This window comes from Anaerospora hongkongensis (assembly GCF_004339805.1).
In the GTDB taxonomy this organism is placed as follows: domain Bacteria; phylum Bacillota; class Negativicutes; order Sporomusales; family DSM-15969; genus Anaerospora; species Anaerospora hongkongensis.
In genome coordinates, this window is record NZ_SLUI01000026.1 from 19,206 (window position 1) to 27,648 (window position 8,443).

Annotated in this window: 9 protein-coding genes; 3 read left to right on the forward strand and 6 right to left on the reverse strand. The window is 49.2% G+C overall.

The features are described from left to right. Nucleotide 1: 1 nt before the first annotated feature. From EV210_RS22000 to EV210_RS22025, 6 genes are all read right to left on the reverse strand, one after another. Nucleotides 2–652 carry a hypothetical protein gene (locus EV210_RS22000; protein ID WP_132083704.1) on the reverse strand — a complete coding sequence of 217 codons (651 nt, stop codon included), beginning with the start codon at nucleotides 650–652 and terminating at the stop codon, nucleotides 2–4. Beyond that, nucleotides 652–2,451: a tetratricopeptide repeat protein gene (locus EV210_RS22005; RefSeq protein ID WP_132083706.1), complete on the reverse strand. Its 1,800-nt coding sequence runs from the start codon at nucleotides 2,449–2,451 to the stop codon at nucleotides 652–654. The genes EV210_RS22000 and EV210_RS22005 overlap by 1 nt, the downstream gene beginning before the upstream one ends. Before the next feature lie 168 nt (nucleotides 2,452–2,619). Next, nucleotides 2,620–3,297, reverse strand: coding sequence for a DUF6710 family protein (locus EV210_RS22010; RefSeq protein WP_132083708.1), 678 nt, complete (start codon nucleotides 3,295–3,297; stop codon nucleotides 2,620–2,622). Nucleotides 3,298–3,303: 6 nt separating this feature from the next. Then, the gene (locus EV210_RS22015) at nucleotides 3,304–4,608 is read right to left on the reverse strand and encodes a hypothetical protein (protein ID WP_132083710.1); all 1,305 of its coding nucleotides are present in this window, start codon (nucleotides 4,606–4,608) and stop codon (nucleotides 3,304–3,306) included. Nucleotides 4,609–4,637: 29 nt separating this feature from the next. Then, nucleotides 4,638–5,333 carry a DUF6710 family protein gene (locus EV210_RS22020; RefSeq protein WP_132083712.1) on the reverse strand — a complete coding sequence of 232 codons (696 nt, stop codon included), beginning with the start codon at nucleotides 5,331–5,333 and terminating at the stop codon, nucleotides 4,638–4,640. Between the two features lie 4 nt (nucleotides 5,334–5,337). Further along, a complete protein-coding gene (locus EV210_RS22025) occupies nucleotides 5,338–5,841 on the reverse strand; it encodes a hypothetical protein (RefSeq protein WP_132083714.1) in 504 nt (167 codons plus the stop codon). A gap of 215 nt (nucleotides 5,842–6,056) precedes the next feature. Here EV210_RS22025 and EV210_RS22030 point away from each other — a divergent pair, with 215 nt between their 5' ends. The 3 genes from EV210_RS22030 (at nucleotide 6,057) to EV210_RS22040 (ending at nucleotide 8,303) form a co-directional block, all read left to right on the forward strand. After that, nucleotides 6,057–6,644, forward strand: a complete 588-nt coding sequence (locus EV210_RS22030) for a hypothetical protein (protein ID WP_132083716.1) — start codon at nucleotides 6,057–6,059, stop codon at nucleotides 6,642–6,644. A gap of 43 nt (nucleotides 6,645–6,687) precedes the next feature. After that, entirely contained in the window at nucleotides 6,688–7,479 is a 792-nt protein-coding gene (locus EV210_RS23490) for an indolepyruvate ferredoxin oxidoreductase subunit alpha (RefSeq protein ID WP_424218407.1), read from the forward strand. Nucleotides 7,480–7,679: 200 nt separating this feature from the next. Continuing rightward, nucleotides 7,680–8,303, forward strand: a complete 624-nt coding sequence (locus EV210_RS22040) for a hypothetical protein (protein WP_132083718.1) — start codon at nucleotides 7,680–7,682, stop codon at nucleotides 8,301–8,303. The last annotated feature ends 140 nt before the right edge of the window (nucleotides 8,304–8,443 follow it).

Genomic DNA, 8,443 nt, shown 5'->3' on the forward strand with positions numbered 1-8,443 from the left:
ATCATACGGTGCGTGTATGCCTTAACCGGGATATCACCAGCGGAATGCCACCCAGTGTCAATAGGATAAAAATCAAACCAAACGCCGCTTGCACGATGAACAAATTTTCGCTGTACGTATTGAGTGCTTGGTAGTTGGCTTTAATTTTATCGGGCGTAATTTTATACGGCTCCTCCAGTACCAGGCCGCGCTGCCGGTATTCCGGCAGTTGCCCCGCATCCACCGGCTTATAGTCAGACGATCCGGAAGACGGTTTTATTAGCGGGCCCAGCTTCTCGCCAGTTTTGAGATTGACCAGGCTGGTGCGACCGATAGGATAGGAAGTATAGATATAATCATCCTTCAGGTAGTCGGCCGATACGATAAATACGCTGCCGGCGGCATCGACCGCCGTATGTTGGTATTCGCCGGCCAGCGAATACAGCCCGGAAGTTTTTTCATAGCTGACCAGCGACACCTGCTGCCGGCCAATTTCGAAGGCCAGTGTATCAGTCACCTTATAAAGCTGATACGTCGACCCACTGGTCAGGCTCAGCCGCGCCCCCATGAACCGGATGGAATCGCCGCCGGCGTTGACCGCGCGCAAACTGGCGCCAAATAATACCAGGACAATCAACCAGCTTGTAATATAGGCTTGCGTATATTTTTGCATTACACTTCTCCTCCCAAACATTTTTCCTCAGACACTTCCTCTATGTTGGATTTTCCCCGCATCACGCTCAAATACTCCTCCATACTGCACGTATTGCCTGACTCTTCTTCACTGACCTCGTCAGCAACAAAAACGCCCTCTGCCGTTTCAGCCTCCTCGCCGCCAGCCAGTGGGATGCCTTCGAGTGCGCCGATGACTTCGGCAAACGGCGTTACAAACAGGGTTTCCTTCGCTTCCGCACACGCACGGTAGTCCCACAGCAGGTCGGACAAGTATTTGTCCCGGCTAATGCTTTCTTTCATTTCATAAGAGGCTCCCGTCCGCTTATGTTTTTTTATTACTGTTTTTTCAATCGAGGCGGGCAGTGGATTTCCTTCCATATCCAATATGTTCGGCTTACCAGTTTCAGCGAAGGAAGCGGTCAATTGGCCGGGAACGGTGACCAGGATAAACGGCAGCAGGTTTAAGCCGAGAACTTTTTGGCCCTGTTCGAAACGGTACAGCCGGATATGCTGACCATAGCTCACCAGCTTGTAAAATCCCAATCCTCCCTTGATGCAGGCTATCATCACCTGCTCGATATGCTGAAGACTTCCGGAGGCAAACCGTATATATTCGCGCATGGCACCGGGCTCCACAAACATCTCCAGGACATAGAAGCTTTTGTCTGTGACCGGCGGCGCCTCGCTGGCAAATGGCCTATAGCGCTCATAGACACGAAGTGGCCGGAAGCATTCATAGGTGTCAATCTCGGCAATGATTTTTGTATCCAGCGCCGCTGCTTTTTCCAGCCAGTTCAGCGCTTCTTCGTGCTTGCTCCAGGCCATATAGTATTCTGCCATGGTTAAATATGCTATTACGTATTCCGGCTGCAGGCGCAGAGCCTGCTTGATATCCCGGAAAGCTTCTTTATATTGTTTGGTTTCGATAGAATCGCAGCCTCTATCGTTCAGCGCCTTGGCAAGCATCTCACTAGATAAGGGTCCCTTGTCCTGGAGCGCCTCCTCTAAGGAGGGATCATAGTCCAACGCTTTGGCCAGATCATCCAGCCCGCCGCTTTTGTACAGCAGCTCGGTTACCCAGCCCGTATTGCCGGCCAGCCTGTATTTAACAAGTCCGCAGTATAATAAGGCTTCCGGCCAATCCGGCGCAAGAACTAATGCCTGCTCGCAGGCGGCTAGCGCTTCTTGATATTGCTTCGTGGCAAACTGCTCTTTGGCTTGCGTCAATAGAGTTTCAGCCTCAACGGAAATGGTTTTTTCATTACCAATCAGTTTCTGATATCGCGGATAACCCCGGAGGGGAGCATAGCAGTCATAGGTATCAATCTCTCCGGCGTATTCCGCTGCAGTTGTTACCGCTTTTTCCAGCCAGTCCATTGCAGCAATCGGTTCCTCCATAGCCACATACGCTTCCCCCATGGTCAGCTTGGCCATAGTATAGTCTGGCTCAATGAGGAGTGCACCGGCCACCTCCCGCAGCGCGTCCTGCGGCCGCCCGGCGCCGATGCTCCGGCAAGCCCTTGAATTGAGTTGTTTGCTTAGTTCCCGTACTGGAATACCGGTATCAACAAGCACGGCTGCAAGCTCCGGCTTCAGTTCCAGCGCCCTAGCAATATCATCGGCAGCGCCTAGCTTATCCAGATTGTAGAACCTCGCCCAGCCGCGGTAAAACAAGGCTTCCGGCCAATCCTTCTCCCGTTCTAGCACATATGTGAAATCGCCCAAGGCCGCTCTGTACTTTTTATTATCTAGCTGCTCCTTTGCCTGGGCAAATACTTGTTGCAGTTGTTCGTCCATTTGTCATTCCTCCTAAAACAATACTGTATCAAATAGAAATGCCTTATGTACCATCGCCATGTGGGCACACTCCTTCCTTCGCAATTTCTTTATTTCTAATTATAATCAGCCATCCCTGTCCCGTATTGTAAAAAAACGACATCTTAATAAGATGCCGTCTTACGATCATTATCGAAGCGCCCCGAAGGAAAGACCGTTTTCCTCCATCAGCCTGCCAACTTCAAACAACACAGCCATCTCCAGGCAATGCACCGGTCCGGCTATGCTGTCATCCTCCTGACGGCGGTAAAACTCACCGTCACAATAGAAACGCTCCAGCAGGGGTCCCATATGGAAAACGTCTTCCGCCGTTATTTGTGCTGTTTCCTGCAGTAAAGCTACCGTCACCGAATGATCCCCCGCATATACCCAGCCAAGCCCTATCGGCAGCCATACTGCGATATGGTGGTTCACGCTTTGCCGCCAGTCTCCCCATTTTTTCCCAAGCCCGATATAGGACATATCCCGGATCAGCTTTTGCCGGTCCCAGGGAAAAGGCAAAAGCAGGTCTTTACACACATAGTACGGTAGCTTGTTGTCAACCTCCGTAAGGCAGTCAAAGAGTTCCTCGATGCTCATTCCCCAGCCCAATTCAGTAAAACTGCTGTCCGGCAAAAGAGGCCTGTCGGCAATATAGAACATATGGGTTAAATACTGCGCCTGGAGTCCCTTACCGATCAACCGCACGAAATCGAGCAACGGATGTGCGCCCTGCCCCCGCACAGGAAACTGGCGTAGCAACTCCTTGGCAAAGCACATGGCATTTTGAAACTTTCGCTGCGTGCTATAATACTCCGCGGTGATCACCCTCTTTCAATGAGCTACTGATAAGCCAGTGGCAAAAAAAGCTTTGCGAAGCTCCCTGTAATATTCCGGGGACTTCATTAGCCGGTGTCCATCATCAAATGTGGCTCGTTTGGAGCGAGGATACGAAGCATTGATCCACTGGGCCATTTGTTCACTGAAGGCCTGATCTTTCAGACCTGACCAAACCAACACCTCACCACTGTAATTTGACCGGTGCAAGGGAAAGGCCGGAGTGCGAATTTCACCTACGGCCTCAGCTTTTAAGAAATCAGCAAGTATCACTTTCGTCCATTCGTACATCAGTATTACCTGTTCTGGGGATGTTGGCTGATAATTTTTCAAATCCGCGCCCAGAAGTTCATAGATTCGCACTTTCACTTCAAGCTCTGCCGGAATACCAAGCATAAAGCGAATCAACGGAAAGTTATTGGCAGGTTTTATCCATTTGCTAAAATAACTATACTTTTCCTGAAGCGAAGTGCTTCTGCTTTGGCCTTTCACAATTTTAAGCTGCAGGTCAACTTCTCCTTCCTGACCAAGCTTGAACAGGAGATAGGCCAAAGACAGGCGGACCTCCGCTGATGATAAAGCATAATACATATTCGCCGCATCGGGATTTGCTTCATAAAAGCTCTTAGCAAATGGAACCTTATGCTGCTGCGCCAAATCCGGGGCACCGCTATTTTCAATAATCGCACGGGAAACATGGGATCCATATTTATCCAGGTACTGCTGTACCAAAAAACCGCCGCCTGATCCGCCATACAGCATGATGTTTCCATCCTGGGGCAGGAGGTGCTTATTTTGCATATCCTGCCGGACAGCCTCGATGTCTTCTATCTGCTGGGCTGAACCGTATAAATTCATTGCCAGGGGATAGTTTATCGATCCATCTTGGCGAAAGACTTCTGGAAACAGTGTCGGACTTACACCGCGATTGCCGATTAACACATACGAAAGTCCGCCGAGAATATTTTCAAATTCCGCAAAATCCTTTGCATCCCTCAGCAACCCTACACGTTCCTGCTGATTATCGAATAACCAGAAAACAACTTTATCACCGGGTTTAAAATTAGGACTTAAAATATAAAAATCCATAAAAGTCCCCTTGGCGGGATCCCTATGGTCAATAGGCAGTTGGAGATAGTGATGATGTTCGTCTGGCGGCATCTCAGGATAGTAACTGCCGGCAGCAAGACGTTCAGTCGGTACCGCCGTAAACAGCCTATACTCATGCCAGCCATATGCAAATCCGGTGATAATGATTGGTACTAAGAAGAATTTGATAAGACTAAAGGATTTTTTGCTCAACGACATTCCCCCTTGATACTATTCCTCTGCTAAAAGGAAACGGATTTTTTCACCATCATCCGTCCCACCTCAAACAAGATGGCCATTTCCGCGCACTTTACTGATGAGATAATGCTGTTGTCCTCCACCCGCCGGTAATAACGGCCGTCGCAAAATACATAATCATAAACTCCGCTGATGTCCAGCACATTGGTTGGCGTTACCTCCGTCCCCTCGTCAAGCAGAAACGGCACCATGGAATGGTCGCCGGAACGGACCCAGGCGATACCGAGGGGCAGCCATAGTTCAATATCGTAGTCATCCTCCTGCCGCCACGCCCCCCATTTACGTCCCTCTCCAATATAGGCCATTGATTTCAATAGCTTCTGCCGGTCCCAAGGCAAAGAAATCAGCAGATCCCGGCACACAGGCAGCGGTTGTTCTGCCACTTCTACGATTTCCACCAAATCATAGAAAGTCACCTCCCGGTATGGAGACAGAGAAACCGACATATCCACGCCAATCCCGGAAAAATCCAGCGGCAATTCTATTTCATCACTTGCGTATAAGGTTCGCAACAGGTATTTGGACTGCAGGCCTCTTCCCATCAACCGGACGAAATCTAGTAAGGGATGTCCGCTATCCGCCGCCGGTTTTGCTTTTTTCGAAAGTTCCAGCAGTTGCTTGGCAAAGCTCATGGCATTTTCAAATTCTTTCTGGATGGAATAGGAAGGATCCACTCGCATAATATTACTCCTTTCGCAGGTGCAAGCGCTTTTGCAAACTCTCTACCTCACGGAAAAAACTTTCTTCACTGATTCTTTCAACATCATCATCATCACTGGTACTGAACGACACCTTCGCGATATAATCCCCGCCGTCAATAAGCCGCCCTGTTTCCCAATCGTATTTCAGAGCAGTACGTTTTCCACCCGGCGAATAGATTAACTGCACCGGCCTGTCGCCGACCAAATAATATTCACCGACCGTGTTATCCGGACTGTATTTTACCTCTACCCGAATGCCGTTCGTCGCATCCATTGCTACATACACGGTGAAATTCTGGAGTTCAAAGGCTGCGTCAGCCTGGCTCTTTCCTGCCTGTCTCTGCTTTTCCGTGATCTGCCCGTCCTGCACGACCAGGACCCAATACGCACCACGCAGGGCATTTTGTTCCCGCTCGCCAAAGGCTGTGTCCTTTGCGGCAAGCTCCAAGGCCTCCTTGTAAGTCTTCGCCTTTTCATAATAAGCCATGGTCAGCCCTCCTGCGTTTTTTCCCTAATGATGTTAATTTTATTATACGGAAAGACTTTGCTGCGGTATTGTAAAAAAACGACATTCACGAATTGAAACTATACATCGCAGCGGCAGCGATGTCGTTTTTTTACAATATTTACTCTTGCATTTTTTTTATAATAAAGAAGGTGGTGTATACCCAGCAACAACTTTTTTGAAAGGGATGGTTTGTAATGAAAACTTGTAAGCCCAACGCTATAGGGAGAACGCTATTGCTTGTCTGCCTGGCGTTACTCGCTTGTACGGCAGTCCTGGCAAAATCCCCTGACCTCTGGCAGATTACCCCTGAGCAGAAGCAAAGTATGCAGATTACCCTGCAGAAAGCCAACGAACAAATACGGCAGATCAAAGAAAATGATCCTCACCCCGCCGGTGCTATTCACCGCAGAGATGAGGCAAAGGCAATTCAGTCCGTGCGCCTGACGGCTATTCAGGAAATCCTAAATACCATGCCGCCGCAGCAGCAGACAGCCTGGAGCGAGTTTCTTACGCAGGGCAAGGAAAACCGTAAAAGCCTGATGCAGGAACTAAACCTCTCCCAGCAGCAGAAGCTGAAGCTGCTCTCCATCCTGGAAAATGCTAAAGCGGCAGCCTGGGAAGCCGCTGCCGACCCCGCCCTGACAGTAGAGGACATCCAGAAACATTTGCGGCAGCAAAACCAGCTTGCCGCCTCCCAGATACGAACAATCCTTAAGCCGAACCAGCTAAATAAATATGATAATTGGAAGCAAAACCACGGTAAAATCTTTTGGTTACTGTAAACTTTTCATACTGTTCGTATGACATTCTATGGAGGAATTATGGATGAGCCAAACAAATGTACCGCCGGAAATTTCAGGCACCGCCCAAGACGCACAAAAGTGGATTTTAGCATCGGACTTGCCGGAAGAAAAAAAACATGCATTACTCAGTTTCACTAAGCAGTTTCCCACACTCACCTTCTTTAAACAAGAGCGCCCGGCAACCGACCCCGCGTGGCTGCGCCTCCTCGGCGAAGCGCTCCTGGGATTTGTTCCCGACGACTTGTGCTGGCTTCGGTTCGTCGCTTTTCGTTATTCCCCAGACCGTGATTCTCTGGCAAACTCAGCAAGAAGCGAAGCCTCCCGGTATCACCGGTTGGTTTTTGACGCCGATCTCGGCGAGTATGACCAAATCTTTTTAGGCGATGAACCGGTTGTATTCGTCGCCTGTGTACTCGAAGACCTGAGTTCTCTACTAGCGGTTAAGGTTGGCACTGATGGAGATGAAGGCGTATATGAATTTGCCTATTCCTTCATCGACGATATAGGGAGCCGCCAAGGGCGCGTCGATCCGACACGTGCCCGTCGGGTTTTCGATTCCTACCCGGACATGCTCAATCACCTCGGAGCCATCAAACTGGGTAATGGTGAGATTCTAGAAGTACAACCCGCAGGCATTACCTATTTCATCAATCCCGACGACTGCATCAACTGCGGCGCCTGCGCGGAGGAATGTCCGGTGTCTTGTATTTCTGAAGGCGACGGTGTCCATGTCATCGATGCCGACAACTGCACCGGCTGCGGTGAATGTGCCGCCATCTGTCCCACCGAAGCTCCGCAACAAAAAATAGATTAGCCAATACTAGGGCGTGTCTTCCATTTATCAAAACATCCTCTGGCGGCACTTTTCGCGGCATGCTGCGTTAAAATTCCTGGAAATAAGAGCTATTATTCCTGCGAAATTTTGCCTTGTCTGCCACAAAAATCACTAGCCATTGACCAGCTTGCTAATTGGAAGACACACCTAGTTGGATTATAGGGAAAGGATGTTGCCCAATGGCTGTCACGATAACTATAGGTACTGCCGGTGAGGCGGAAGAATGGATCAAAGCTTCCACTCTACCGACGGTGGAGCAGAGCCATTTACTACGCTTTGTACGGCGCTTTCCTGAATTAGAGTTTCTGAAACAAAACCTAGGAGGAACGCCACCGACATGGCTGATTGAACAAGCCAGTATCCTGCGTGGCATAGGTGCTGTACAGAAACAGCTTGTGTGGGTGCAGTTTGACGGGTTCGATTACCCCCTTCCCCATGTCTCGCTGGCTGATACGTGGTATCGCTGGGCATTTCAGGGGCAAATCGACAATGCGCATCCGAAAGTTTTCTTCGAAGACAAACAGGCTTATTTCGTAGGCGTGGATATGGAGAATTATAATACCATACTTGCCATTCTCTTTGATGAGAGCGACAAGCAAGTATATAAATTTGATTATAAGGCCGTCCGACCCAATCAGGAGGATTTGGAAGACGGCGAAGAAGAGGCTGATTACCCGCTTGAAGGATTTGGCCATATTGAACCAGAACAAACGCGGGTTGCCTTTGATTCCTATAGCAGCATGCTAGGACATATTATTGCCATACGCCTGCAGGATGGGCGTATATTCATAGCCAAGAGTTGATTGCTGATCATTCCTCTTATTATGGAATTCAGTGTGCGGGGTGTCACTTTTGGCATTGCCCCAAAAGCCTGCTAAGCAATGTCAATGCTTAAAAGCAAGATTTAATAAAAAGCTGAGTACTTTCTGTAGAGCATAGCAAA